We start from the raw sequence: 26,382 nt of genomic DNA on the forward strand, positions 1-26,382 counted from the left end.
CAGCACGCAAGGGGCCGGTCAGACCGGCCCCTTTTGCTGTTGCGGAGGGCTGGTCCCGACCGGTGGCCGCGGGGTCGGCTGCGGCACCCAGCCATGATCGTCCGCCGGGGCGCGCACCGTCTCGATCCGTCCGGCAGTGAGCGTCAGGGCCAGGCCGCCGGTCCGATCGAGCAAGGCCCGATCGGCCTTCAGCCAGCGCGGGCGGCAGGCGGTCGGCAAGCGCCGATCGGCGATCACCAGGTCGGCCCGGTCGCAAGCGGCGACGATATCGCGCATCGGCGCGGGATCGTGTCCGCGGGCCAGCAGCAGGTGCCACACCCGATCGCCGCGCGGCAGCGCCAGGGCACAGAAATCTTCATTGCAGCGCACGCCCGGCTGGTCCGGCAAAGCGACGGGAGCGCCGTCGAGACCGGCCATCTCGTTCAAGGTGTCGCGGGCAAAACCGGGCCTGGGCTCGCGCAACAGGGCCAGCCGGCCCGGCATCATCCCGCTGACCGCCACGTGCCGTCCATCGGCCGAGACCAGGAGGTCGGGCGTGCGAACCAGCACCACCGCCGCGGCGCCCAGCGCGATCGGCACCAGCCCCCAGAGCCTGACCCGCCCCTGCCACAAGGCAAGCCACAGACCGCCCGCCAGCAGCAGGGCATAGGTCCCGCCCCCGAAGGCGGGGGAGAGCGTCACCGCCCCGGGTACGCGCGCCGCCGCATGGGCAAGATCGAGCAACAGGCCCAGCGCATGGCCCGCCAGCCACCACAGCGGCGCGCCCAGGCCCGTCAGATCGAAGGCCAGGGCCAACGCGACCAGCGGCATGATCACAAAGGTGGTCAGCGGGATCGCCACGACATTGGCCAGGGCCCCGATCAAACCCGCGCGGTGGAAGTGGAACAGGCCGATCGGCACCAAGGCCACTTCGACCACCACCCCGGTGATCAGCAGCCCGGCGGCCTTGCGCAGGGCCGTCGCCCACCACGCCTCCTCGCGCGGCTCGACCAGCCGGCGCATCCAGCCGGCACCGTGAAGGGCCACGATGGCCAGCACCGCCGCAAAGCTCAGTTGGAAGCTCGGCCCCATGATCGCCTCGGGCCAGACCAGCATGACAGCCAGGGCGGCCACGGCCAGCAGGCGCAGCGACAGGGGCTCACGGCCGAGCGCCACCGCGGCCATGATCAGCAGGGCGCCGACCATGCTGCGCACCGTCGGCACCTCGGCCCCGGTCAACAGGGTGTAGAACACCCCGGCCAGCGCGGCTGCCGCCGCCGCACAGAGCGGCAGGCGCAGGCGCAGGGCCAGCCACGGCCACAGCGCCAGCAGCCGCAGGACCAGCCAGTAACTGGCCGCCACCACCGCACTCACGTGCAATCCGCTGACCGACAGCAGGTGGCTCAGCCCGGCGTCGCGCAATGCCGCTTCGTCGGTCGGGGCGATGCCACCGCGATCGCCGCTGGCCAGGGCCGCGGCAATCCCGCCGCGCGAACCGGTCAGATGGGCGCCGATGTGTTCCGACAGGGCCGCGCGCAGCGGAGCCAGTCCGCCGACCGGCTGGCCCGGTTGCTCGACCGTCACCGGACCCAGGGCCGTGCCGGTCGCCGCGACCCCCTCGAACCAGGCGCTGCGGGCAAAGTCGTGCCCACCGGGCAGCATCGGGGGAGCGGGTGGCATCAACCGGGCTTTGACCCAGATCACCGCGCCGGCCCGCACCGCCGGGTCGGTCATCCCGACCGGCACGCGCAGCCGAACCCGGATCACCCGGTCGGCTCGACCCGGATCCCGCGTGACCAGGACGACCCGCCATTCGCCGCGGGCCGGGCGGTCTTCAACCGACAGCACCCGGCCGTTCAAGCTTCCGGCGAAAGGCCGCTGGATTGCCGGGACACCGACCTGGATCGACTTGTTCCAGACATGCGCCGTTCCCGCCGCCAGGGTCAGGCCAATCCCGGCCAGTCCCAGCCGGCAAAAGGGATAGGCCATGGCCGGCCGCAAACCCACCAGGCCAAGCGTGGCCAGGCCCAGCCCTGCGGCCATCAGCATGAGCCACTGCCCCGTGGTCGGCAGGACGAACCATGCCGCAATGCCACATCCGAAAGACACGGCCAGCCAGGGCGCCCGATCGAACGGGGCGTCGCTCAGAAACCGTTCGATCGGCCCGCAAATCCGGCCAAGCCCGCTGGACAAGGCGCCCCACCTGCGCCAAGAGGCGCGCTGCGCTGCAGCGCCGCCGGATGACGGAGTCTCGCCGGCGGGCGAGGAAGGTGCAAGCGCCGTGGCGGCAGGAACGGCCATGGCAGGATAAGGACAGGAAGGCGCGGATGATGGCAAGTGGCAGCGTGACCGGCGAAGCGGCTGCAGGCGGTCGCCGCGTCGTCACCCGCTTCGCGCCCTCGCCCACCGGCTACCTGCACATCGGCGGCGCCCGCACGGCCCTGTTCAACTGGCTGTTCGCCCGACACCATGGCGGCACCTACCTGCTGCGGATCGAGGACACCGACCGCGCCCGGTCGACCGAGCCGGCCATCGCCGCGATCTTCGACGGGCTGGAATGGCTGGGGCTGGCCGGAGATGAACCCGCCGTGTTCCAGTTCGCCCGCTCGGACCGGCACGCCCAGGTCGCCCATGCCCTGCTCGAAGCCGGGCATGCCTATCGCTGTTACCTGACCCAGGAAGAGCTGGCCGCCCGCCGCGAATGCGCCCAGGCCGAGCGCAAGCCATTCCGGATCGAAAGCGAGTGGCGTGATGCCGGTCCGGACCGCTGGCCGGCCGACCAGCCTTACGTCGTGCGGATCAAGGCTCCGCGTGAAGGCGAGACCGTGATCGATGACCAGGTCCAGGGCACCGTCACTGTCCGCAACGAGGAAATCGACGATTTCGTCATCCTGCGCAGCGATGGCACGCCAACCTACATGCTGGCCGTGGTGGTCGACGATCACGACATGGGTGTCACCCATGTGATCCGCGGTGACGATCACCTGAACAACGCCTTCCGCCAGTTGGTGATCATCCGCGCCATGCATGCCATCGAGGGCGGCTGGCCCGATCCGGTCTATGCCCACGTACCGCTGATCCATGGCTCCGACGGGGCCAAGCTGTCGAAGCGGCATGGCGCTTTGGGGGTCGATTCCTATCGCGACGAGATGGGCATCCTGCCCGAGGCCCTGTTCAACTACCTGTTGCGGCTCGGCTGGGGCCATGGCGATGACGAGATCATCAGCCGTGAGCAGGCCGTCGCCTGGTTCGACATCGCCCATGTCGGCAAGAGCCCGTCGCGCTTCGACCTCGCCAAGCTGCAGAACCTGAACGGCCATTACCTGCGCGAGGCGGACGACACCGCGCTCGCCGGGCTGGTGGCGGCGCGCATGGCCGGCCCTGTCGACCATGGCCTCCTGACCCGGGCCATGCCGGTGCTGAAGGTGCGCGCCAAGGACCTGAACGAGCTGGCGGCCGGAGCCGCGTTCCTGTTCGCCCAGCGCCCCCTGGCGATGGACGACAAGGCCGCGGCCCTGCTGACCGACGATGCGCGCGACCTGCTGGCCCGCATCGCCGCCATCCTCCGACCCCTGTCCGACTGGACAGCCGTCGAACTGGAGGCCAGTCTCAAGCAGGCCGCCGCGGACTGGGGTCTCGGCCTGGGCAAGCTGGCGCAACCGCTGCGCGCCGCCTTGACCGGGCAGACCACATCTCCCGGCATTTTCGATGTTCTGGATCTGCTCGGTCGCGACGAAAGCCTGGCGCGGATCTCCGCCCAGGCCGTGCCGGCCGAGCATGCATGACAACAAGGAGTTGAACAGGTGGGTAACGCAAAGCTGAATGCCGGCGGCACGGATCACGATTTCCCCGTTCTGAGCGGCTCGGTCGGTCCGGACGTGATCGACATCCGCAAGCTCTATGCCCAGACCGGCATGTTCACGTACGATCCGGGCTTCACCTCGACCGCGAGCTGCGAAAGCGCGCTGACCTACATCGACGGTGACGAGGGTGTGCTGCTCCATCGCGGCTATCCGATCGGCCAGTTGGCCGAGCAGTCGTCGTTCATGGAGGTCTGCTACCTGCTGCTCAACGGCGAGCTGCCGAGCCAGGCCGAGCTGAGCGATTTCAGCCGCACGATCACCCGCCACACCATGGTTCACGAGCAGCTGTCGAGCTTCTTCAGTGGATTCCGTCGCGATGCTCACCCGATGGCGGTGATGTGCGGCGTGGTTGGCGCGCTCTCGGCGTTCTACCACGATTCGACCGACATCTCCGACCCCGACCAGCGCCGGATCAGCGCCCACCGCCTGATCGCCAAGATGCCGACGATCGCGGCCATGGCCTACAAGTATTCGGTCGGTCAGCCCTTCGTCTATCCGCGCAACGACCTGTCCTACGCCGGCAACTTCCTGCGCATGACCTTCGGCGTTCCGGCCGAAGAATACGAAGTGATCCCGGCGGTCGAAAAGGCGATGGACCGGATCTTCATCCTCCACGCCGACCACGAGCAGAACGCCTCGACCTCGACCGTGCGGCTCGCCGGCTCGTCGGGCGCCAACCCGTTCGCCTGTATCGCGGCGGGCATCGCCTGCCTGTGGGGCCCGGCGCATGGCGGCGCGAACGAGGCCGCGCTCAACATGCTCAAGGAAATCGGCACGCCCGACAAGATCCCGCACTACATCGAGCGCGCCAAGGACAAGAACGATCCGTTCCGCCTGATGGGCTTCGGCCACCGCGTCTACAAGAACTACGATCCGCGCGCGACCGTGATGCAGAAGACCGTGCGCGAGGTGTTCGATGCGCTGAAGGTCACCGACCCGCTGTTCGAAACCGCGCTGCGGCTGGAAGAGATCGCCCTCAACGATCCCTACTTCGTCGAGAAGAAGCTGTTCCCGAACGTGGACTTCTACTCGGGCATCATCCTGTCGGCGATCGGCTTCCCGACCACCATGTTCACCGTGCTGTTCGCCCTGGCGCGCACCGTCGGCTGGGTGGCGCAGTGGAACGAGATGATCTCGGACCCCGGCCAGAAGATCGGCCGCCCGCGCCAGCTCTACACCGGGCCGACGCAGCGCGATTACGTGCCGGTCGCCCAGCGCTGAGGCGCGTGACCCGCACCCAGGTTGTGATCAGACAGAGCGGCGCCGACCTTGGGGTTGGCGCCGTTTCTCGTCGGGATCCTCTGGATTACCGCCGCGTGGCAGGCGTCAGTGGCCGGCCGGATCGGCGGCGGGAACCGTCAGGATGAAGCGGGCCCCCTGCCCCGGCGCACTCTCCACGGTCAGGTTGCCGCCCATCGCCCGGGCCAGCCGGCGCGAGATATAGAGGCCCAGTCCGGATCCGCCGTCGCCGCTCCGGCCCAGGCGCTCGAACTTCTCGAACACCTTGTCGTGCTGCGCCGGATCGAGCCCGGGCCCCTGATCGGCCACGATCACCCGCGCCATGGGGCCATCCTGCTCCAGCCGAATCCAGATCTGCGACCCTTCCGGAGCATAGCCCAGGGCATTGCCGACCAGGTTGAGCAGGACCTGCAGCACCCGGCGGAACTCCGCCACGGCCGGCAGGGCCTCACCCTCCTTGGGCGCATCGATGCGGATGCCGCGTTCGCGCGACTTGACCCCGAGGATGCCGGCCGCCTGCCGCGCCACTTCGGCCAGGTCGATCCGGTCGGGCGCCGTGGTGAAGTCATCGGCCTCCACCACCTCAAGGTCGGTCAGATCATCGATCAGGGCGAGCAGATGCTGCCCGGCCGTGGCAATATCGGCCGCATAGCCGCTGTATTCCTCGCTCAGCGGTCCGGCCAGGCGCGATCGGATCGTCTCGGCATTGGCGATGATCCGCGCGATCGGCTGGCGCAGCACGGGGGCCACCTCGCGCCCGATCATGCGGGCGCGGATCTGTTCGGCCACCGGGCTGGGCTCGGCCTGCTGCGGCGCGGGAAAGTCCGATCCGAGATACAGCTCGAACCCGGCGGGTTCCGCGCCGGGCAGACCGACCGGGACCAGCGTCGCCCGCCAGGGGCGGTCCGATCCGGCAACGGCCACCGGCGCGCCGTCCAGCAACCGCCAGTGCAAGGGTTGCTGGTGCGCGCTGCCCGGAATGGTGACGAAATCGGTCCAAGGCCGTCCGCGCCCGGCATCCATGCGAGCGGCCAGCTCGGCCAGCTCGGCAGTCTCGGCGGCGGCGTAGAGCACGTTCTGGCGCGCATCGAGGCGCGCGTGGAGCTCGGCAATCTGGCGTTCGGCCGCCAGCTTGCGCCGTGCGACATGGCCTTCGTCCTCGGCCGGCAGGGGTTTGGCGCGCCAGTGGCGAAACTCGATCAGGCAGCCGTCGTCCCGCGGATCGATCTCGACCCAGGCGGTCACGCTGTCGCCCCCGTCCTGCGCAATAATCGGTCGGGCCAGCTTCAGTCCCAGCATGCGGGCCTTGCCCACCGCTTCGCGCAGGGCCGGAATGGCGATCACGCCCGGCAGGTCCCCACCGCAGCGCAGTTGCAGCCCCAGCAACGGCTCATCGGCGGCGACCAGCCGGTCGGCGGCATCGGTGCGAGCGCGGGCGATGGAGGTGGACGCCGGCATATCGGTCACGCTGCCACGCCCTGCGCCAACAGCGCCGCGGCGCGGGCGGGATCGATCGTGAACCATTCCGCCGGAGGCAGTGCGTCCGGCTGGAGCAGCAGGACAGCAGCTTCGCGCCCGGCTGGCTCCACCCCGGCCGCCGCCAGCAGCAAGGCCAGGCGAAAGGGCCGGCCACTGGCCGAGGCCAGCACCACGTCGTCGCGCTCGTGCCCGGTGATCAGCGACAAGGCGCTGGCGAACAGCGAAAACCCGGCCTGCCGGGGATCGAGCGCCGCCGGAAAATCATCGCCCAGCCCCAGGCCAAGCTGGCCAAGAATACCGATCCGCCCGCGCCGCTCGTCATAGCCCGCCTTCAGGCCAGCCACCCCGGCGCCCTCTCCGCCGACGATGCGGGCGAGGGTCGACAGAGCGAGGTGGAGCAGATCGGCCGAGAGCTCGGCAGCTGTCAGCTCCATCCGCTGCTGGCGGCGCACGAAGCGGGTCTGCGCCGCCATCAGCGACATGGCCAGGGCCGCGATCTGCGGATCGGCCGCGCTGATCCGGTCCTGGATCAGGGGCGGCAGCAGCGGATCGACCCCCTGCAGGGCCATACGGCTGACGATCTGTCCTTCCAGCGCCAAGGCGTGAACGTGGCCGAGCAGCGGCGGGCTGTCGATCAGGGCGGCGATCAGCGCGTCGACCTGGCGAGCCCCCGGATTGTCGGATTCGAGCCGCGACAGTTCCAGCGCCAAGGACTCGAGCATCGCCCGCGTCCGCGCCACCGGCTCCTCGCCGAACAGGTCGTTGCTTTCCCCGGCGACAAGGTGACGCAGCACCGGCCCCACGGCCGCACGGTCGCGCCGGTCGCACGCCCATTCGTCCCACAGGGGATCGACGCCGGGAGCGGCATCCTTGATGGACGAACCGTCGGAATTCATGGCGGTGGAATAGAACAGTGTGGTTAAGCCCCGGTTATGATGCTGCGGTCGCCGCGGTCCTGACGACTGACCAAAAGGGCTGCCGTCGCCAGCAAGATGACACTGATCCCCAGGATCGCGGGAGCCACGACCCCGCCCGCCGCCAGCACGGCCAGAACCACGCTCAACACCAGGCGATCCTCCAGCCACGGCATCGCCGCCCCGGGGAGCGCCCGCGGGATGACCCGCAGCAGGCCCAGCAGCACGATCGGCGGGAAGGCGCGTTCGGCCAGGGTCTGGCCCGGTAGCGCGGGCATGGCCAGGATCAGCAGCACCGCCAACAGGCCATCGAACACCAGGCTGGCCACTACGGGCGCCCAGTCCCGCCGCGGGCCCTGACTGAGGGCGCCATGGTGCAGGGCCAGCAGGACAAGGCTGGTTGACTGGAACACCTGCGCCACCGCCGTCAGGCCGAGCGCGATGACAAGATGGCCGAACCATCCGGCCGCCAGCCCGAGCACGCCGAGCAGCAGCGCCAGGCCCATGCCGACCACGCGGCTGCTGCCCTCGTGGAGCATCGCCGCGCCGAACCGCCGGACGAGAAAGCGCGCGATCGCTGGCCCCGGGGTGCGGGGACCGGTTGCCGTGTGGCGCGCCATCCAGCGCTCTTCGGCCGCCTGGGCGTCGGCCTCGGTGCGGATCAGCAGCCAGTGGCCGCCACTGCGCACCGCTTCGGGCACGCCGCGCAGGGCAATCCCCGCCTGCAAGGCGATCCTCAGCAGCGCGGACACCGGATCGACATCGGCGGCCAGATCCATCAGCCGGTCCACCAGCCGTCCCGGGACCAGCATCATGCCGGCCCAGGCGTGAGTCAGGTCAATCCGCTCGAATCCCGCAGCCGTCCCGACATCGGCGGGGAGCACCATGGCCCCCTGCCCGCCCACCAGCAGCGGCAGGGCATCGCCCGGTGTGGGCAACAGGCCCTCGGCCAGGACCAGCACCTCATCCGCGGCGGTCACCAGCCCGGACAGTCCCCGCGGCGCGGAGACGACATGGAAGGATGCTCCGGCGGTTTCCGCATCGCGCTGCAGACTGGCGAATTCCGCGGTGAAGTCGCGCGAGACGATCACAATGCGGCGGCATCCCGCCGCCAGCGCCAGGGCCAACTGATGGCGGATGACCAGAGCGCCGCCGACCAGGCGGAAGGCTGGCGATGCCACCTCCCCCGCCAGCGCCGGTTCGCTTGCGGTCAACAATCCGACGCGCAGATCCTGTCTCCTGCCTGGCCGCAGACCCAACGGGGCCGGCCACCGGGGCGAGGTTGTAGAACCGCCTCCGGCACGTGCCAAGCCTAGCCCGGTTGACCGGAAATGTTAACGCTGAAGATGGGATGGGCCGGGCGGCCCCGGCAAGGCCGTCAGGACGTGCCTGCGCCCTTCAAGTCGGTCATGAAGCCACAGAGTGCCCGCACCACGGTGGGCTCGCCCGGTGCGGCCGACAGCGCCGCGTCAGCCAGTTCGATCAGCGGCTGGACCTGGAAGCTGGCGGCCAGGCCCCGGATGCGCAGTACCGCGGTCCGCCAGTTGGCGTCGCATCGGGCGCGTTGCAGCAGATCGAGATGATGGCCGAGGCTCTCGGCAAAGGCGCTGCGCAGCTCCAGAAACAGGGCCGGATCATTGCCCGCGGCTGCGGCCAGGGTTTCGTCGAGAGCGCCAGCGTGAAGAACCATAGCCGGGGCATAGGGCAACAAGGTTAAACCAGGGTTTCTTGCGCGGGGGCATCCGTGGTAGCGACGCACCATGACCGGGGGAAAGCGCATCGTAGCCATCGGATCGGGGGGCGAAGCCTTGCCGACAGACGAAGACATGGGCCAGGCCGCCGCTTCGGCGGCCGACCAGGCCGACCAGGCGACGGCCGATTGGGACGAACCCGCCGCGGCCGCGCCGGGCGCCGGGCGCGGCCTGATCGCGCCCGTCCTGGCTTTGATCGCGGCCCTGGGCTGGACCGGGTTCTACCTGTGGGCCGAACAGGCCGCGCTCCGAACGGGCGTCACGCCGCATGACGCGATCCGTCTGGTGGTCGACTGGGCCGTGCCCCTGCTGCTGATCGGCGTCGGCTGGCTGCTCGTCCTGCGCACCAGTCGGCGCGAAGCCGCGCGGTTCGGCGATGCGGCGCGATTGCTCGCCGCCGAATCCAGCCAGCTCGAGGCCCGCCTGACGGTGGTCAATCGCGAGCTCAGCCTGGCCCGGGAATTCATCGCCGCCCAGGCCCGGGATCTCGATTCGCTGGGCCGCATGGCTGCGGAACGGTTGTCGGAGCACGCCGGCCATCTGCAGGACCTGATCCGCGACAATGGCGCGCAGGTAGAAGCGATCGCCGGCGTTTCGACAACCGCGCTGGACAACATGGAGCGCCTGCGCGGCCAGCTTCCGGTCATCGCCAGTTCGACCAAGGATCTGGCCAACACGATCGGCCATGCCAGCAATGCGGCCCAGACCGCGCTGGATGACCTGATCGCCGGGTTCGATCGGCTGGGCGAGGCCAGCACCACCAACGCTTCGCGGGTCGACGGCCTGCATGACCGGGTCGAGGCCTCGCTGGCGCTGTTCGATGCCCGGCTTGACCAGATCCAGACCTCGGTTTCGGCGCGGCTGGAAATGCTTGAGCATCGCGGCACCCAGCTCCGCGACCGCCTGAGTGCCGACGAAAGCGATGCGCTGGCCGCGCTCGAACGGCGCTCGACGCAGCTTGGCGACGAATTCACCCGCACCCGCACCCAGCTTGAGCAGCACGAGGCCGAGGCCCTGACCTCGCTGCGCGCCCGGCTCGCCGCGCTGCGCGATGAGGGCAATGCCCTGGCCCGGTCGCTGCGCGAAGGCGAAAGCAGCGCCCTCACCGCCCTGCTTGCCGCCAAGGACCGGGTCGAGCAGGAGATCGCCGGCGTGGTCGAACGGCTCGACCGGCTTGACCGCGAGGCGCTGGATGCTGCCACCCGGCGGATCCAGAAGCTGTCCGACGAAGCGCTGGAGTTCGACAAGCGGCTGGCCGAGCGCAACCGCTTGTTCGCCGACGAGATGGAACAACGCCTCGCCCAGGCGCGCGAGCGGCATGATGCCGAAGCCGCCCGCCTGGCCGGGCTGTTCCGCCAGCTCGACGAGGACCTGGCCCAGCGCCTCGCCCGTCAGGGCACGGCCCAGCAGGAACTGGCCGACGCCGCCGCCGCGATCACCGCCCGGCTGGAAGCCCTGTCCGAACGAATCGCCGGCATCGCGGCCTATGGCAATCAGGCCGAGGAAACGCTGGGGACCAGCCTCGCCACACTCACCGAGCGCCTGGCCGGCAGCCGCGAGGCGCTGACCGGAACCGGGGGCACCATCGCCCAGCTCACCGACGGCGCCGTGCGCTTGCTGGAGCTGCTGCAGGCCAGCACCCGCCAGTCCGGACAAGACCTGCCCGCAGCCCTGGCCACCGGCGAGGCAGGCCTGCGCGAGTGGGAGGCGCGGGTCAGTGCCCTGCGCGAGGGCGTGGGCGCGGCGGAGGCCCAGGGCACAGCTCTCGCCCAGTCGGCCGAGAGCACCCGGCAAACGCTCAAGGCCACCATGACCGAGCTCGACAAGCTGCAGAAGTCATTGCTCACCAAGAGCCAGGACCATGGCGGCCGGATCGACCTGATCCGGGAATCGCTGGCCGAGATCGGGGCGACCAGCGATGCCCTGGCCGAACGCGCCGCCGGCGAGCTGGCCGCCGCGATCGCCAGCCTGGAAACAGCCGCCCGGGCCGCAGTGGCGACGCTCTCCGACGAGACGTCCGGGGCTGTGACGGCCGTGGCGGAACGCCTGGGCGAGGAAAGCGCGGCAGCCATCGATCGGGCCATGCGACTGCGACTGGCCGAGGCGGTCGGCGTGCTGGAACAGGCGGCGAGCCATGCCGCCGGGGTCAGCCGCGAAGCCACGATCCAGTTGCGGGACCAGCTCGGCAAGGTCAACGAACTGACCGGCAACCTCGAACAGCGCATCGCCCGCGCCCGCGAACGCGCCGAGGAGCAGGTCGACAACGATTTCTCGCGCCGGGTCGCGCTGATCACCGAATCGCTCAATTCCAACGCGATCGACGTGGCCAAGGCGCTGTCGACCGAGGTGACCGACACATCGTGGGCGGCCTATCTGAAGGGCGACCGCGGCGTCTTCACCCGTCGCGCCCTGCGCCTGCTCGACGCGACCGAGCAGCGCGAGATCGTCCGCCTCTATGAGGACGATCAGGAGTTCCGTGGCCACGTCAGCCGCTACATCCACGATTTCGAGGCGATGCTGCGCCAGTTGCTGTCGACCCGCGACGGGCATGCCCTGGGGGTGACGCTGCTGTCGTCCGACATGGGCAAGCTCTATGTCCTGCTGGCCCAGGCGATCGAGCGGCTGCGGACCTGAAGGCCATGGGTTGCGGATGGACAAGGCAAGCATCGTCGCCGGCTCTGGCCAGTCTCGCCTTGCTGATGTCGATGGTTCCGGCGGGATGCACCAAGGCTGATCAGACTCCAGCCCCTGAGCTGACTATCGTGCCATTTTCTGCAGTTCCGGCGGAAAGCCCGCTCACCTCGGGCTTCAGAATGGGCAAGCAACTCTTCCCCCAGCTCTCGAAGCGGTTGGGAGATCGTGAGCCGACGCTGTTCAGCATCCAGTTGCTGGAGAGCTACCAAGGATCCCGGATTCTGGTCGCAGCGGTCGATCCGACCGGCGGGGCATTCGCCCTGGTCCCGCTCGATCCCATCGCGCGAGGCAAAAGCCCCGTACCCGTGTGCTGGTTCAGCATCCGCTGGCCTGGTCCCGATGCCGCTCAATCGGTGGCGGGATTGAGCTGGACCGATCCTTGGTGGCCTGACCGCGAATGCAAGGTTCGTCCCCAGTCCGAGAACACGTGGCAGAAGGACTCCGACGCGGCCGGGCACAAGGTCACGCGAAGGCTTGGAAAAGCCATCATTGTCACCACCGGAAAGCACACCGATACCCGCTTCCCCCCCGACCTCAGGGCCGCTTTGCGCCTGGCGATGCAGCCGGGCGAACGACTGACCCGGATCGTTCCCCTCCCCGAAACCCGAGACGACAAGGCCATCGGCTGGACGTCCAGCGGTCGCACCCTGTTCGCTGTCGGTTTTGGCGGACAGCGGTCTTCTGCCCATATGTGCGTCATCTCAGCGCCAGCATGGTCCGACATTGTCAGGACCGATCAGGCTGTCCTGCAATCGCCCGAACAGGAATGCGATGCCGCACTCAAAGAGGCCGAAGCGGCGGACTTGAAGGCTCTGCTGGCTTCTCCTCCCCGGATCGAGGTTGTGCCTGTCCAGCCACAGCAGGGTTCTTAATTCAAGATCGCCAAAGCGCGGCAAGCCTTGCCGTGCCGCCTGGCTCAGGTCCGCGCCGGTCCGTGATAGAACCGGCTGACATCCAGATCCGCCGCCACGATCCAGCCGTTGACATAGTTCAGGTAGAACAGGGCGAACAGCACCAGCGAAACCACGGTGGCCCGCTTGGCCACGCGGGCGAAGGAGAAGTTGGCCGGGGCGCTCTCGGCCTGGCCGGCCACCTTGGCCTGCCCTTCCTCCTCGCCCGTCCTCACCCCGAAGGGCAGGACGAAGAAGGCGGACAGCACCCAGAACAGGCAATAGATCGCCAGGATCGACGTCCAGCGCATCGGCTCAGGCCTCCAGCAACATGACCTGAACCTGCGGCTTCTTGCCGCACCAGCGGGTTGCGGCGCGCCGGGCGGCAAGCCGGGCCGCCTCGATCCGCCCTTCGCGGTCCTTGCGGGCGCCACCCCTCAGCGCACCCAGCGCCTTCTTCACGTCCTCCGCCGCCTCGGCGCAGAAATCCGCGTAGTCCTCTTCCAGCGGCAGGCCAACGCCCGCCACCTCGACCTGGCCGCGCCCGTCGAGCGCCACCACCACCAGCCCGTTGAAGGCCAGACGGCGGCGCATGACGATGCCCGGCCCATCGGCCGGTGCGATGATATCGCCGTCCAGCACCAGCCGACCGGCCCGGACCTCGCCAAACTTGCCCGGCTTGCCCGGGGCCAGGCGGACGAGGTCGCCGTTCTTCTGCACCACCTGCCGGGGAATGCCCGCCTGCTTGCCGAGCCGGGCCTGCTCGCTCATGTGGCGCATCTCACCGTGGACGGGCACCAGGATCTGCGGGCGGATCCAGCCATAGAGCGCCAGCAGCTCGGGCCGCCCCGGATGGCCTGAGACGTGGATCGGGCTCTGCCGGTCGGTGATGATCGTCACCCCGTCGGCCGCGAGCCTGTTCTGGATGCGGCCGATGGCGATCTCGTTGCCCGGGATCTGCCGGCTGGAGAACAGGACCACGTCCCCCCGCTCCAGCGCGATATCGTGGTGCCCCTCGGCAATCCGCGCCAGAGCCGCGCGCGGTTCGCCCTGGCCGCCGGTGGCAACGATCAGCACGTCACCGCGAGGCAGGTTCATCGCGGTGTCGGCATCGACCAGATCGGGAAACCCCTTCAGGTAGCCGCTCGCCTGGGCCGCGCCGATGATCCGGTCCAGCGAGCGCCCGGCCACGCACAGCCGCCGCCCGGTCGCCTCGGCCACGTCGGCCAGGGTCTGCAGCCGCGCGACGTTGGACGCGAAAGTGGTGACCAGCACGCGCTTGCCGGCGTGCTTCTCCACCTCGGCCAGCAGCCCGCGACGAACCTCGCCTTCGGACCCGGAACCCTCGGGATTGAACACGTTGGTCGAATCGCAGACCAGTGCCAGCACGCCCTCGTCACCGATCGCGGTCAGTTCCGCGGTGGTGGCGGGCACGCCGATCTGGGGCTCATCATCCAGCTTCCAGTCGCCGGTGTGGAAGATCTTGCCGTAAGGCGTGTCGATCAGCAGCGCGTTGCCCTCGGCGATCGAGTGGGCCAGCGGAACATAGCGGATGCCGAACGGCCCCAGCTCGAACCGGTCAAGATGGTCGATCACGTTCAGCGTGACCCGATTGGCGATGCCGGCCTCGTCCAGCTTGGCGCGGACCAGCCGGGCGGTGAACGGCGTGGCATACAGCGGAACGCCCAGATCCTCGGCGAAATAGGGCACGGCACCGATATGGTCCTCGTGCGCATGAGTCAGGACCACGCCGATCAGATTGTCGCGTTCCCGCTCGATGAAATCGAGATCGGCGAAGACCAGATCGACGCCGGGATACTCGTTGCCGCTGAAGGTCATCCCCAGATCGACCATCAGCCACTTGCCGTCACACCCATAGAGGTTGACGTTCATGCCGATTTCGCCCGAGCCACCGAGCGCGCAGAACAGCAGTTCCTTGCCGGGGGTCACTGGGCGTTCGCCCTTTCGGCCAGGAGGGCCAGACCGTCGAGCGTCAGATCGGGATCGACCGCGTCGAAGATCGTGGTGTGCTTGTCGAACAGGACGGCGAGCCCCCCCGTGGCGATGACCTTGGCCGGGCGGCCCACTTCCCGTTTCATCCGCTCGATCAATCCTTCCATCATCGCGACATAGCCCCAGAAGACCCCGATCAACATCTGGTCTTCGGTGTTGGTGCCGATCACGCTGGTCGATCGCGGCGCCTCGATCGCAATGCGCGGCAGCTTGGCGGTGTTCCCGACCAGCGCATCGAGCGACAGGTTGATCCCGGGGGCGATGATCCCGCCCTTGTAGGCCCCGTTGAAGTCCACCACGTCGAAGGTGGTTGCCGTGCCGAAGTCCACGATCACCAGATCGCCGCTGTAACGCGCATGAGCAGCCACGGCATTGACCGCGCGATCGGCGCCAAGCGAGCGCGGCTGGTCGACGTCGATCGCCATGCCATAGTCCGCTGCGCCCTCGCCCGCCACCAGCGGGGTGACGCCGAAGTACTTGTCGGCCAGGACCTTGATGTTGTGCAGCGCCCGCGGAACCACCGTGGACACGATGATCTGATCGATCGCGCTGCGCTCGATCCCTTCCAGCACCAGCAGTTGCGAGAGCCACACCGCATATTCGTCACCGGTGCGCCGGGGATCGGTGGCGATGCGCCAGCGCGCGCGGATCTTGCGGCCTTCGAACAGCGCGAAGACCACGTTGGTGTTGCCGAGATCGATGGCGAGCAGCATCGTGGGGTCCTGTCAGTCTGAAGCGGCGAGCCGGACTTCGCCGGCGTGGATCGTGCGCGTCGTGCCGTCGCCAAGGCGCAAGCGCAAGGCCCCATCGCCATCCAGCCCGGCGAAGCTGCCCGCAAGGGCCGGCTCCCCCGGTTCACCGACCAGCAGCGGGGTCCCGACGGGATGGGCGGCGGCGAGCCAGCGGGCGATCACCGGATCCAGGCCATAATCCCGCCACCGGGCCAGATCGGTGGCGAAGGACCGTGCCAGATCGGCGGCGAAGGTGTCCCGGTCGGGCGCCGGGCCGAAGGCGGACAGGGCCACGGTCTCGCGGCCCTCCACCCCGGGCGCCACGGCGAGATTGACGCCGATGCCGATCACCACCGCGTCCCCGCTGCGCTCCAGCAGGATCCCGGCCAGCTTGGCCGGGCCGATCAGCAGATCGTTGGGCCATTTGAGCTGAGCCTGCACCGGCGCCGGCAGCCGCGGTGCGACCACCTCCAGCAGGGCCAGACCGGCGACCAGCGCCAGGGTGTGCAGCGGCGGATCGGTCGGGCGGACACGGACCAGGGTCGAGCCCATGAAATTGCCGTAGCCATCGCTCCAGGCCCGGCCCTGCCGCCCGCGCCCGGCGGTCTGCCGGTCGGCCACCAGCCAGGCCCCCTCCGGTAGCACATCGCCCGCCGCCAGGCGGGCCAGCAGGTCGGCATTGGTGGAGCCGGTCTCGCCGACCGTCTCGACCCCGGCAGCCGCACGGCCGCTCGGGGCGAACGGATCAGGCAAAGTGGTACAGCGCCGCGGCGGCGTGGCCGGTCAATCCGCCCAGCCACTTGGTCAGCAGGTAACCCAGGGGCGAAAGGAACAGGCTGGTGCCGATCAGCAGCGCACTGTGCACCAGCTCGCTCTCGCGGCCCACCTTCCCGGCAGGCTCGTCGAAGAACATGACCTTGACGACCTTGAGGTAGTAGAACGCGCCGATCACCGAGGCGGCGATACCAATCGTGGCCAGCGGCATGAAGCCAGCATCGACCGCAGCCTGGAACACGACGAACTTGCCCCAGAAGCCGAACATGGGGGGGACCCCGGCCAGGCTGAACATCAGGACCAGCATGACCCACGCGAGCAGGCGATTGGTGGTCGAAAGACCCGCCATGTCGGCAAGGTCCTCGACCGGTGCACCATTGTGGTCACGCAGCGCCAGCACCACGACGAAGCTGCCCACCGTCATCGCGACATAGATCGCCAGATAGGTCAGCATCGCCGCCGAGCCCTGCGGGGTGGCGATGGCCAGGCCGATCAGGATGAAGCCGACATTGTTGATCGACGAATAGGCGAGCAGGCGCTTGATATTGCGCTGCCCGATCGCGCCGAGGGCACCGATCACGATCGAGGCCACGGCCGCGAAGATCACGATCTGCTGCCAGGCTCCCGCTGCGCTGCCGAAGGCGACGATCGCCACCCGCATCAGCATGCCCATCGCGCCGACCTTGGGGGCCGTGGCGAAGAACAGGGTCACCGGGGTCGGTGCGCCCTCGTAAACGTCGGGCGTCCACATGTGGAAGGGCACCGCGGCGATCTTGAAGGCGATCCCGGCCAGGACGAAGACGATCCCGAACACCATGCCGGTGTTCAGCCCGCCACCCAGCGCAGCATGGACGCCGGCAAAGCTGGTCGTGCCGGTGAAGCCGTAGGTCAGGCTGATCCCGAACAGCAGGATGCCGCTGGCGAGCGCGCCCAGCACGAAGTACTTGAGCCCCGCCTCGGCCGAGCGGTCGTCGCTGCGCAGGAAGGCGGCGAGGACGTAGCTGGCCAGCGAGTTCATCTCGAGCCCGATGTACAGCGTCAGGAAGTCCCCGGCCGAGACCATCATCCCGGTGCCGACCGCGGCGAACAGCACCAGCACCGGATACTCGGCGCGCATGGCCCGGACCCGATCGAAGAAGCTGGGGGCGACCACCAGGGCGACAGCGGCGGAACCGTAGATCAGCAGCTTGGCAAAGCTGGCGAAGGCATCGGCGCGCATCTGCCCACCGAACGCCGCGGTCTCCGGGCCCATGGCGCCATTGCACAGCGCCGGGGCGACCAGCGCCATCGCGGCGACCAGTGCGGCGACCGCGGCGATCGAGATGGCCCGCGCGGCCTTGTCCCCCGCCCAGGCGGCGACGAGCAACAGGATCAGCCCGGCGACGGACAGAGTTTCTTCAGGCGCGATAAGGCGCAGCGACTGCGACCAGTCCATCAGTGAGCCCCCTCGGGCGCGGCGCCATGCTCGGCATGGGCGGCCCCGTGTTCTTCGGCGTGTACAACGGGTTTGCCGGGCGTGACTTTCGCATCGCCAGCCGGCTTGGCCCGGGCGACGCGCGCGTCCAGCGCGGCGATGTCGGCGCGCATCGGCGCCAGGAAGCTTTCGGGATAGACCCCCATCCACAGCACCGCGAGAGCGAGCGGGACAACCATGGCCAGCTCACGCGGGGTCAGGTCGGTCATGGCGGCCGCATCGGCGTGCTTCTGGTCCCCGAAGGCCACGCGGCGATAGAGGTAAAGCATATAGGCCGCGCCCAGGATGATGCCCGTGGTGCAGACCAGCGCCACCCAGCTCGACACCTGGTAGATCCCGCCGAGCGAGAGGAACTCGCCCACGAAACCGCTGGTCCCGGGAAGGCCGATCGAGGCCATGGTGAACAGCAGGAAGAACAGGGCATAGCGCGGCATGTTGATCGACAGGCCGCCATAGCGGTCGATCTCGCGGGTGTGCAGCCGGTCGTAGATGATACCCACGCAGAGGAATAGCGCGCCGGAGACCAGCCCGTGGCTGAGCATCACGATCATCGAGCCTTCCAGGCCCTGCACGTTGAAGGCAAACAGGCCGATGGTCACGATCGCCATGTGCGCGACCGACGAATAGGCGATCAGCTTCTTCATGTCGTGCTGGACCAGCGCGATCAGCGAGGTGACCACCACCGCGATCATCGACAGCGCGAAGACCAGTCCCGAAAACTGCGCCGAGGCTTCGGGGAACATCGGCAGCGAGAAGCGGATGAAGCCGTAGCCGCCCATCTTCAGCAGCACGCCGGCCAGGATCACCGACCCGGCGGTCGGCGCCTGGACGTGCGCATCGGGCAGCCAGGTGTGGACCGGCCACATCGGCATCTTCACCGCGAAGCTGGCAAAGAACGCGAGGAACAGCCAGGTCTGCGCGGCGGGCGCGAAGTCATAGGCCATCAGCGTCGGGATGTCGGTCGTCCCGGCCTCATGCGCCATCCACAGCATCGCGATCAGCATCAGCACCGATCCGAGCAGGGTGTAGAGGAAGAACTTGTAGCTGGCGTAGATCCGGTCCTGCCCGCCCCAGATGCCGATGATCAGGTACATCGGGATCAGGCCGGCCTCGAACATGATGTAGAACAGGTAGAGGTCCTGGGCCGCGAAGACGCCGATCATCAGCGTCTCCATCAGCAGGAAGGCGGCATAGTATTCGCCGACCCGCTTGGTCACCGCTTCCCAACTGGCGCCGATGCAGATCGGCATCAGGAAGACCGAGAGCAGGATCAGCAGCAGGGCGATCCCGTCGATCCCGAGCGCCCAGGAGAACCCGGCGAACAGTGGCACATGCTCGACGAACTGCCACTGCGGCCCGCCGATCTGGAACTGCGCCCAGAGCACGGCACCCAGCGCCAGATCGATCAGCGTCGCAACCAGCGCGATCTGCCGCGCAGCCTTGTCGCCGGAGACGAGGCAGCCAACCGCACCGGCCAGCGGCACGAGCAGCATCAGCGTGAGGATGGGAAACCCGGACATTACTTTCTACCCCCGCTCATGGCCGCGCGCATCACCGCGCCACCACGTAGCTGATCGCCGTCACCAGGCCGATGAGCATGACCAGCGCATAGCTGTACAGATATCCCGACTGGACCCGCTGCGCGACGCGCGAGCCCTGCGCCACGACCCAGGCCGCGCCGTTGGGACCGAACCGATCGATGATGCCAACGTCGCCCTGCTTCCAGAACACCTTGCCGAACCAGAAGGCCGGACGGACGAACAGGAAATCGTAGAGTTCGTCGAAGTACCACTTCTTGAACACGAACTGGTGCAGCACGCCGAACTGCTCGACGAAGGCGGCGGGCAGTCCGGGGTTCTTCAGGTAGGCATACCAGGCCGTGACAAAGCCCAGCGCCATCACCGAGAACGGCGCCCACTTCACCCAGGTCGGCACCGAATGCATGGCGTGCAGCGTGTGCTCGGCGAACACCAGACTGCCCTTCCAGAACTCGCCCGTGCCTTCGCTGATGAAGGCATGGTGGAAGACGTAGCCGGCGAGGACCGCCCCCAGGCTCAGCACGATCAGCGGCACCAGCATGACCAGCGGGCTTTCGTGCGGGTGATAGCCGCCTGTCCCGTCGTGCGCGGCATGATGGTCGTGGCCATGATCGTCGTGGCCGTGGGCGTGATCGTGGGCATGATCGTCGTGGCCATGGCCATGGCTGTCATGCACCGCGTGCTGGATATGCTCGGACGCGGCCCAGCGCGGCTTGCCATAGAAGGTCAGGAAGACCAGGCGCCACGAATAGAAGCTGGTCATCAGCGCGGCAGTGATCCCGCACCAGAAGGCGAAGCTGCCCAGTTCGGTGCCGGCGCCATAGGCCGCCTCGAGGATCGAGTCCTTCGAATAGAACCCGGCAAAGCCGAACACGTCCACGATACCCACGCCGGTGATGGCCAGCGTGCCCATCATCATCGCCCAGAAGGTGACCGGGATCTCCTTCCGCAGCGCGCCGTAATACCGCATGTCCTGCTCGTGGTGCATCGCGTGGATCACCGAGCCGGCTCCCAGGAACAGCAGCGCCTTGAAGAAGGCGTGCGTGAACAGGTGGAACATGGCCGAGCCGAAGGCGCCCACGCCCGCGGCGAAGAACATGTAGCCCAGCTGCGAGCAGGTCGAATAGGCGATCACCCGCTTGATGTCCCACTGCGTAGTCCCCACCGTGGCGGCGAAGAAGCAGGTGGCGGCGCCGATGAAGGTGACGAAGCCCAGCGCGGTGGGGCTCACCTCGAACATCGGCGAAAGCCGGCAGACCATGAACACGCCGGCGGTGACCATGGTCGCCGCGTGGATCAGGGCCGAGACCGGGGTCGGGCCCTCCATCGCGTCGGGCAGCCAGGTGTGCAGGCCCAACTGCGCCGACTTGCCCATCGCGCCGATGAACAGCAGCACGCAGAGCACGGTCATGGTGTCGAAGCGATAGCCCAGGAAGCCGATGGTCGATCCGGCCATTGACGGCGCGGCGGCCAGGATCTCGGGGATCGAGACAGTGTTGAACACCAGATAGGTGCCGAAGATGCCCAGCATGAAGCCGAGGTCACCCACGCGGTTGACCACGAAGGCCTTGATCGCGGCGGCGCTGGCCGAGGGCTTGCGGAACCAGAAGCCGATCAGCAGGTATGAGGCGAGGCCCACCCCTTCCCAGCCGAAGAACATCTGCACCAGGTTGTCCGCCGTCACCAGCATCAGCATGGCGAAGGTGAAGAGCGACAGGTAAGCGAAGAAGCGCGGCTGATCGGGCTCCTCGCTCATGTAGCCCCACGAATAGAGGTGCACGAGCGCCGAGACACTGGTGATCACCACCAGCATCACCGCGGTCAGCGTATCGACCCGCAGCGCCCAGTCGAAGGTCATCGAGCCCGACTGCACCCAGTGCAGGACCGGAGTGACGCTGGCCTCGGCCGAACCGGCCAGGAACGACAGGAAAATCGGCCAGGACAGCGCGCAGGACACGAACAGCGCGCCGGTGGTCACCACCTTGGCCGGAACATTGCCGAGTTGCTTGTTGCCCAACCCGGCGACGATCGCTGCCAGCAGCGGCAGGAAGACGATGAAGAGAATGGCGTTCACGAAACCTTACCCCTTCATCCGGTTCACATCATCGACCGCGATGGTGCCGCGGCCACGGAAGTAGATGACCAGGATCGCCAGGCCGACCGCCGCCTCACCCGCCGCCACGGTCAGGACGAACATGGCGAAGATCTGGCCGGTCAGATCGCCCAGGAAGCTCGAGAAGGCGACCAGGTTGAGGTTCACCGCGAGCAGGATCAGCTCGATCGCCATCAGGATGATGATCACGTTCTTGCGGTTGAGGAAGATCCCCAGCACGCCCAGCACGAACAGGATCGAGCTCACCACGACATAGTGTTCGACGCCGATCATGGCCGCACAGCTCCCCTGAATTCGTCATGCTGAACTTGTTTCAGCATCCATGCCGCCCCACCGCGCCGGTTGTCGGGCAGGCACACTGCGGAGGCGCCGCTTACCCTTGCGGGGCACCGAGCCTGGCCGAACGATGGATCCTGAAACGAGTTCAGGATGACGGCGGGGTTTGGGGACCTCGGCCTCACAGCGAAACCCCCTTGCCCACTTCCGGCTTGACGTTGTGCGTCGCCTCGTCCGGACGCCGCGCGTTCTGCTTCGCGATGTTCTGGCCGCGCACGTCGCTGCGCTGGCGATGGGTCAGCACGATCGCGCCGATCATCGCGACCAGCAGGACCAGGCCGGCTGCCTCGAACAGGAACAGGTAGCGGCTGTAAAGCAGCGCGCCGATCGCCTCGATGTTGTTGGCCCCGGCGAGCGGAGCGGCGGTGCCGTCGGGCGTCCCCAGCTTGAGCGCACCGGCCCGGTAAGCGCCGATGCCCAGCACCAGCTCCATCAGCAGGACCAGCGCCAGGGCGAAGCCCAGCGGGAAGTTGCGGATGAACCCGGCGCGCAGCTCGGCGAAATCGATGTCCAGCATCATGACCACGAACAGGAACAGCACGGCGACGGCCCCGACGTAGACGATCACCAGCAGCATCGCGATGAATTCGGCCCCGACCAGCACCATCAGCCCGGCGGCGTTGAAGAAGGCGACGATCAGCCACAGCACCGAATGGACCGGGTTGCGGGCCAGGATCGTGAGGGCGCCGGCGGCGATGCACAGCGTGGCGAAGAGGTAAAAGGCGATGACTTGGATCATGTGCGGGCGCCCCTACCGGTACGGTGCATCGGCTTCAAGGTTCGCGGCCAGGGCGCGCTCCCACTTGTCCCCGTTGGCGAGCAGCTTGGCCTTGTCGTAGAGCAGCTCTTCGCGCGTTTCCGTCGCGAATTCGAAGTTCGGCCCCTCGACGATGGCGTCCACCGGGCAGGCTTCCTGGCAGAAGCCGCAGTAGATGCACTTGGTCATGTCGATGTCGTAGCGCGTGGTGCGGCGGCTGCCGTCCTCGCGCGGTTCGGCCTCGATCGTGATCGCCTGGGCCGGGCACACCGCCTCGCACAGCTTGCAGGCGATGCAGCGCTCCTCCCCGCTGGGATAGCGGCGCAGCGCGTGCTCGCCACGGAAACGGGGCGAAAGCGGGTTCTTCTCGAAGGGATAGTTGATGGTCGCCTTCACCTTGAAAAAGTACTTCAGGGTGAGGAGGTGAGCCTTCACGAATTCCCAGAGCGTGAAGCTCTTGATGAGCTGGGCAACGGTCATGCGAAGTGTCCGGTGAACATGAGATAGCCGCTGACGATGACGACCCACGCCAGCGAGACGGGCAGGAACACCTTCCAGCCCAGCCGCATCAGCTGGTCATAGCGGTACCGCGGGACGGTCGCCTTCACCCAGCTGAAGATGAAGAAGAAGAACAGGATCTTGCCGAGCATCCACACGAGTCCGGGCACGGCATAGAGCACCGGGATGTCGAGCGGCGGCAGGTAACCGCCCCAGAACAGCACGGCGTTGAGCGCGCACATCAGCAGCACGTTGGCGTACTCGCCCAGCCAGTAGAGCGCGAAGGCCATCGACGAATATTCGGTCTGGTACCCGGCGACGAGCTCGCTCTCGGCTTCGGTCAGGTCGAACGGCGCGCGCTGGGTCTCGGCCATGCCCGAGATCAGGAACATCACCCACATCGGGAACAGCAGCGGGTTGGCGACGAAGCCGTTGATGATCCCGAAGACGTGGCCCTTCTGCGCTTCGACGATGGTCTGGAGATTGAACGACCCGGCCCACAGCACCACGCAGATCAGGATGAAGCCGATCGAGACTTCATAGGAGATCATCTGCGCCGAAGCGCGCATCGCCGAGAAGAACGGGTACTTCGAGTTGGACGACCAGCCCGCGATCACCGTGCCGTAGACCCCCAGCGACGAGATCGCGAGGATGTAGAGCAGCCCGACGTTGATGTTCGAGAGGATCGCGGTCGCGCTGAACGGGATCACCGCCCAGGCCAGCAGCGCCACGGTGAAGGTGATGATCGGCGCGATCAGGAACAGGCCCTTGTTCGCCGCCGAGGGGATGATCGTTTCCTGCAGGAACACCTTCAGCCCGTCGGCGAAGCTCTGCAGGATGCCGAAGGGGCCGACCACGTTGGGGCCCTTGCGCAGCGCCATGGCCGCCCAGATCTTGCGATCGAAATAGATCACGATGGCCACGGCCAGCATCACCGGGAAGGCGATCAGCAGGATGCCGGCGACGGTGGCAATGGTCCAGGCCGCCTCGAACGAGAGGCCGAGCGATTGGAAGAATGCGGTCATCAGTCAATTCCTCCCCGGCACGGGGAGGGGGACCACCGCAGGTGGTGGAGGGGCACAGGCCCCGTCACGCCAAGACTGCGGGAGGCGCCCACCGGCACCTGCCCCTCCACCATGCTGCGCATGGTCCCCCTCCCCGTTTCGGGGAGGAACTCCGGCAGCGTCATCATTCCGCCGCCTCCGCGAAGTCTTCGCCGTGGATCAGCTCGGCCGAGCAGCGCTGCATCGTCGCCGAGGCGCGGGCGATCGGGTTGGTCAGGTAGAAGTCCTTGATCGGATAGGCGATCGTGCCTTCCGCGGTTGCCGTCTTGTCGGCCTTGGGCAGGGCGCCGTAATCCGCCAGCCCCTCCACACCCAGCGCCGGGACCGCCGCGATCATCGCCGCGCGCAGATCCTCGAAGCTGTCGAAGCCGACCGAAACGCCGAAGGCATCGGCCAGCGCGCGCAGGATCGTCCAGTCCTCACGGGCATCGCCTGGCGCGAAGACGGCCTTCTCGGCGAACTGCACCCGGCCCTCGGTGTTGACGTAGGTCCCGGCCTTCTCGGTATAGGCCGATCCGGGCAGGATGATGTCGGCGGCATGGGCGCCCTTGTCGCCGTGGTGGCCGATGTAGACCACCATCGACCCAGCGAAGCGGGTGTAGTCGACCTCGTCCGCGCCGAGCGACAGGACCAGCTTGGGCTTGGCCGCGACCAGATCGGCGATCCCGCCGGCCTGGGCATAACCCAGCATCAGCCCGCCCATCCGGCTGGCCGCCATGTGCAGCACGTTGAAGCCGTTCCAGGCGGTGCCATCCTCCAGCGTGCGCACCAGGTTCCACTGCTCGGCCAGGGCCAGCAGCGGACCGAGCGCGCCCTTGGCGAGGCCCGCCCCGCCCAGGATCACCGCCGGACGCTTGGCCGCCCCGAAGGCCTCGCCGACATGCTTGGGCAGCTTGCCGAGCAGCGCGGCATCGTCGCCCAGGAACTCGGCCTTGTAGGTCAGGTCATATTCGGGGCCGACCACGAAGACCTTAGCGCCGCGCTTCACCGCCTTGCGCAGGCGGGCATTGAGCAGCGGGGCTTCCCAGCGGACATGGCTGCCGACGATCAGCACCGCATCGGCCAGCTCGATCCCGGCCAGCGTGGTGTTGAAATTCACCGCAGCCAGGTTGTCCGCAGCGTAGCTCATCCCGGTCTGGCGGCCTTCGAGCAGGCTGGAACCCAGCGCGCCGAGCAGGGTCTTGGCCGCGAACATCGTCTCGCAATCGACCAGGTCACCGGCCACGGCGGCAATGCTGCTGCCCGGCTTGATCGAGGCGACCGCGGCGAAGGCCTCGGCCCAGGTCGCGGGGGTCAGCTTGCCGTCGCGGCGGATCCACGGCCGGTCGAGCCGGCGCTTGGTCAGGCCATCGACCTGATAGCGGCCCTTGTCGCTGAGCCACTCCTCGTTGACGTCGTCGTTGACGCGCGGAAGGATGCGCAGCACCTCGCGCCCCCGGCTGTCGAGCCGGATGTTGGCACCGATCGCGTCGGACACGTCGATCGACAGCGTCTTTTTCAGCTCCCACGGCCGCGCCTCGAAGGCATAGGGCCGCGAGGTCAGCGCGCCGACCGGGCAGAGGTCGATCACGTTGGCGGACAGCTCATGCTTGGCGGCGTGCTCGAGATAGGTCGAGATCTGCATGTTCTCGCCGCGATAGAGCGCGCCGATCTCGTCGACCCCGGCCACCTCTTCCGAGAACCGCACGCAGCGGGTGCAGTGGATGCACCGGGTCATCTGCGTCTTGATCAGCGGGCCCATGTACTTGTCGGTCACGGCGCGCTTGTTCTCGTGATAGCGCGAGGCGCCGCGGCCATAGGCCACCGACTGGTCCTGCAGGTCGCATTCGCCGCCCTGGTCACAGATCGGGCAGTCGAGCGGGTGGTTGATAAGGAGGAACTCCATCACCCCTTCCCGCGCCTTCTTCACCATCTCGCTGTCGGTCTTGATGACCTGGCCCTCGGTGGCGGGCAGCGCGCACGACGCCTGCGGCTTCGGCGGCCCCGGGCTCACCTCGACCAGGCACATCCGGCAGTTGCCGGCGATGGAGAGGCGCTCATGATAGCAGAAGCGCGGGATTTCCTTGCCGGCCAGCTCGCAGGCCTGGAGCACGGTGGCGCCGGCCGGGACCTCGAGTTCGGTGCCGTCTACGGTGACTTTAGGCATCAGCGGTTCCCCCGCACAGATTCGTCATGCTGAACTTGCTTCAGCATCCATCGCGCCCCGCGCGCCGAAGCGCGGTGCTGACGCGAAACCGCGCCCCCGTTCCCCACCGCTACACTCCGGCGCGAGTGG

At 68.0% G+C, this 26,382-nt stretch carries 21 protein-coding genes; 4 read left to right on the plus strand and 17 right to left on the minus strand.

Features of this window, described 5'->3' with window-relative positions:
* Positions 1-18: 18 nt before the first annotated feature.
* The gene (locus tag H7F49_RS03770) at positions 19-2,280 is read right to left on the minus strand and encodes a ComEC/Rec2 family competence protein (RefSeq protein WP_185682234.1); all 2,262 of its coding nucleotides are present in this window, start codon (positions 2,278-2,280) and stop codon (positions 19-21) included.
* A gap of 29 nt (positions 2,281-2,309) precedes the next feature.
* Here H7F49_RS03770 and gltX point away from each other — a divergent pair, with 29 nt between their 5' ends.
* Together gltX and H7F49_RS03780 are read left to right on the plus strand one after the other, a co-directional pair.
* Positions 2,310-3,764, plus strand: coding sequence for a glutamate--tRNA ligase (gltX, locus tag H7F49_RS03775; protein WP_185682235.1), 1,455 nt, complete (start codon positions 2,310-2,312; stop codon positions 3,762-3,764).
* 18 nt (positions 3,765-3,782) lie between these two features.
* Entirely contained in the window at positions 3,783-5,063 is a 1,281-nt protein-coding gene (locus tag H7F49_RS03780) for a citrate synthase (RefSeq protein WP_185682236.1), read from the plus strand.
* Between the two features lie 105 nt (positions 5,064-5,168).
* Here H7F49_RS03780 and H7F49_RS03785 read toward each other — a convergent pair whose 3' ends face one another.
* The 4 genes from H7F49_RS03785 to H7F49_RS03800 all read right to left on the minus strand — a co-directional run bounded on the left by H7F49_RS03785 (position 5,169) and on the right by H7F49_RS03800 (position 9,164).
* A complete protein-coding gene (locus H7F49_RS03785; protein ID WP_185682351.1) occupies positions 5,169-6,539 on the minus strand; it encodes a sensor histidine kinase in 1,371 nt (456 codons plus the stop codon).
* 5 nt (positions 6,540-6,544) lie between these two features.
* Positions 6,545-7,456: a hypothetical protein gene (locus H7F49_RS03790; RefSeq protein ID WP_185682237.1), complete on the minus strand. Its 912-nt coding sequence runs from the start codon at positions 7,454-7,456 to the stop codon at positions 6,545-6,547.
* Between the two features lie 23 nt (positions 7,457-7,479).
* Positions 7,480-8,655, minus strand: a complete 1,176-nt coding sequence (locus H7F49_RS03795) for a hypothetical protein (RefSeq protein ID WP_185682238.1) — start codon at positions 8,653-8,655, stop codon at positions 7,480-7,482.
* A gap of 197 nt (positions 8,656-8,852) precedes the next feature.
* Entirely contained in the window at positions 8,853-9,164 is a 312-nt protein-coding gene (locus H7F49_RS03800) for an Hpt domain-containing protein (RefSeq protein WP_185682239.1), read from the minus strand.
* 70 nt (positions 9,165-9,234) lie between these two features.
* On the opposite strand from H7F49_RS03800, the gene H7F49_RS03805 reads away from it, so the two are divergent.
* Both H7F49_RS03805 and H7F49_RS03810 read left to right on the plus strand, forming a co-directional pair.
* On the plus strand, positions 9,235-11,859 hold the full coding sequence (locus H7F49_RS03805; protein WP_185682240.1) for an ATPase: 2,625 nt from the start codon (positions 9,235-9,237) through the stop codon (positions 11,857-11,859).
* 65 nt (positions 11,860-11,924) lie between these two features.
* Positions 11,925-12,791 carry a hypothetical protein gene (locus H7F49_RS03810; protein WP_185682241.1) on the plus strand — a complete coding sequence of 289 codons (867 nt, stop codon included), beginning with the start codon at positions 11,925-11,927 and terminating at the stop codon, positions 12,789-12,791.
* Positions 12,792-12,835: 44 nt separating this feature from the next.
* On the opposite strand, the gene H7F49_RS03815 is transcribed toward H7F49_RS03810, so the two are convergent.
* From H7F49_RS03815 to nuoG, 12 genes are all read right to left on the minus strand, one after another.
* Complete coding sequence (locus H7F49_RS03815; protein ID WP_185682242.1) at positions 12,836-13,120, minus strand: DUF1467 family protein; 285 nt, start codon at positions 13,118-13,120, stop codon at positions 12,836-12,838.
* A 4-nt stretch (positions 13,121-13,124) separates the two neighbouring features.
* Positions 13,125-14,759, minus strand: coding sequence for a ribonuclease J (locus H7F49_RS03820; RefSeq protein WP_185682243.1), 1,635 nt, complete (start codon positions 14,757-14,759; stop codon positions 13,125-13,127).
* Complete coding sequence (locus H7F49_RS03825; RefSeq protein WP_185682244.1) at positions 14,756-15,535, minus strand: type III pantothenate kinase; 780 nt, start codon at positions 15,533-15,535, stop codon at positions 14,756-14,758. The genes H7F49_RS03820 and H7F49_RS03825 overlap by 4 nt, the downstream gene beginning before the upstream one ends.
* 12 nt (positions 15,536-15,547) lie before the next feature.
* Positions 15,548-16,306: a biotin--[acetyl-CoA-carboxylase] ligase gene (locus H7F49_RS03830; protein ID WP_185682245.1), complete on the minus strand. Its 759-nt coding sequence runs from the start codon at positions 16,304-16,306 to the stop codon at positions 15,548-15,550.
* Positions 16,299-17,762, minus strand: coding sequence for an NADH-quinone oxidoreductase subunit NuoN (gene nuoN, locus H7F49_RS03835; RefSeq protein WP_185682246.1), 1,464 nt, complete (start codon positions 17,760-17,762; stop codon positions 16,299-16,301). The genes H7F49_RS03830 and nuoN overlap by 8 nt, the downstream gene beginning before the upstream one ends.
* Positions 17,762-19,321 (minus strand): NADH-quinone oxidoreductase subunit M, encoded by a 1,560-nt coding sequence (locus H7F49_RS03840; protein ID WP_185682247.1) that lies wholly within the window; start codon positions 19,319-19,321, stop codon positions 17,762-17,764. The genes nuoN and H7F49_RS03840 overlap by 1 nt, the downstream gene beginning before the upstream one ends.
* A gap of 31 nt (positions 19,322-19,352) precedes the next feature.
* On the minus strand, positions 19,353-21,413 hold the full coding sequence (gene nuoL, locus H7F49_RS03845; RefSeq protein ID WP_185682248.1) for an NADH-quinone oxidoreductase subunit L: 2,061 nt from the start codon (positions 21,411-21,413) through the stop codon (positions 19,353-19,355).
* A gap of 6 nt (positions 21,414-21,419) precedes the next feature.
* Entirely contained in the window at positions 21,420-21,725 is a 306-nt protein-coding gene (gene nuoK / locus H7F49_RS03850) for an NADH-quinone oxidoreductase subunit NuoK (RefSeq protein WP_185682249.1), read from the minus strand.
* 184 nt (positions 21,726-21,909) lie between these two features.
* Entirely contained in the window at positions 21,910-22,527 is a 618-nt protein-coding gene (locus H7F49_RS03855; RefSeq protein ID WP_185682250.1) for an NADH-quinone oxidoreductase subunit J, read from the minus strand.
* Positions 22,528-22,539: 12 nt separating this feature from the next.
* Positions 22,540-23,025 (minus strand): NADH-quinone oxidoreductase subunit NuoI, encoded by a 486-nt coding sequence (nuoI, locus tag H7F49_RS03860; protein ID WP_185682251.1) that lies wholly within the window; start codon positions 23,023-23,025, stop codon positions 22,540-22,542.
* Positions 23,022-24,068: an NADH-quinone oxidoreductase subunit NuoH gene (gene nuoH / locus H7F49_RS03865; RefSeq protein ID WP_185682252.1), complete on the minus strand. Its 1,047-nt coding sequence runs from the start codon at positions 24,066-24,068 to the stop codon at positions 23,022-23,024. Before nuoH ends, nuoI begins: the two co-directional genes overlap by 4 nt.
* A gap of 163 nt (positions 24,069-24,231) precedes the next feature.
* Positions 24,232-26,253 carry an NADH-quinone oxidoreductase subunit NuoG gene (gene nuoG, locus H7F49_RS03870; RefSeq protein WP_185682253.1) on the minus strand — a complete coding sequence of 674 codons (2,022 nt, stop codon included), beginning with the start codon at positions 26,251-26,253 and terminating at the stop codon, positions 24,232-24,234.
* Between the last annotated feature and the right edge of the window lie 129 nt (positions 26,254-26,382).

This window comes from Novosphingobium aerophilum, assembly GCF_014230305.1.
Lineage (GTDB): Bacteria > Pseudomonadota > Alphaproteobacteria > Sphingomonadales > Sphingomonadaceae > Novosphingobium > Novosphingobium aerophilum.

Bases quoted from the DNA above. Each gene is read 5' to 3' on its own strand.
- H7F49_RS03770 (WP_185682234.1), bottom strand. From the start codon at position 2,280: ATGGCCGTTCCTGCCGCCACGGCGCTTGCACCTTCCTCGCCCGCCGGC.
- gltX (WP_185682235.1), top strand. From the start codon at position 2,310: ATGGCAAGTGGCAGCGTGACCGGCGAAGCGGCTGCAGGCGGTCGCCGC.
- H7F49_RS03785 (WP_185682351.1), bottom strand. From the start codon at position 6,539: ATGCCGGCGTCCACCTCCATCGCCCGCGCTCGCACCGATGCCGCCGAC.
- H7F49_RS03790 (WP_185682237.1), bottom strand. From the start codon at position 7,456: ATGAATTCCGACGGTTCGTCCATCAAGGATGCCGCTCCCGGCGTCGAT.
- H7F49_RS03800 (WP_185682239.1), bottom strand. From the start codon at position 9,164: ATGGTTCTTCACGCTGGCGCTCTCGACGAAACCCTGGCCGCAGCCGCG.
- H7F49_RS03805 (WP_185682240.1), top strand. From the start codon at position 9,235: ATGACCGGGGGAAAGCGCATCGTAGCCATCGGATCGGGGGGCGAAGCC.
- H7F49_RS03810 (WP_185682241.1), top strand. From the start codon at position 11,925: ATGTCGATGGTTCCGGCGGGATGCACCAAGGCTGATCAGACTCCAGCC.
- H7F49_RS03815 (WP_185682242.1), bottom strand. From the start codon at position 13,120: ATGCGCTGGACGTCGATCCTGGCGATCTATTGCCTGTTCTGGGTGCTG.
- H7F49_RS03825 (WP_185682244.1), bottom strand. From the start codon at position 15,535: ATGCTGCTCGCCATCGATCTCGGCAACACCAACGTGGTCTTCGCGCTG.
- nuoN (WP_185682246.1), bottom strand. From the start codon at position 17,762: ATGGACTGGTCGCAGTCGCTGCGCCTTATCGCGCCTGAAGAAACTCTG.
- H7F49_RS03840 (WP_185682247.1), bottom strand. From the start codon at position 19,321: ATGTCCGGGTTTCCCATCCTCACGCTGATGCTGCTCGTGCCGCTGGCC.
- nuoK (WP_185682249.1), bottom strand. From the start codon at position 21,725: ATGATCGGCGTCGAACACTATGTCGTGGTGAGCTCGATCCTGTTCGTG.
- H7F49_RS03855 (WP_185682250.1), bottom strand. From the start codon at position 22,527: ATGATCCAAGTCATCGCCTTTTACCTCTTCGCCACGCTGTGCATCGCC.
- nuoI (WP_185682251.1), bottom strand. From the start codon at position 23,025: ATGACCGTTGCCCAGCTCATCAAGAGCTTCACGCTCTGGGAATTCGTG.
- nuoH (WP_185682252.1), bottom strand. From the start codon at position 24,068: ATGACCGCATTCTTCCAATCGCTCGGCCTCTCGTTCGAGGCGGCCTGG.
- nuoG (WP_185682253.1), bottom strand. From the start codon at position 26,253: ATGCCTAAAGTCACCGTAGACGGCACCGAACTCGAGGTCCCGGCCGGC.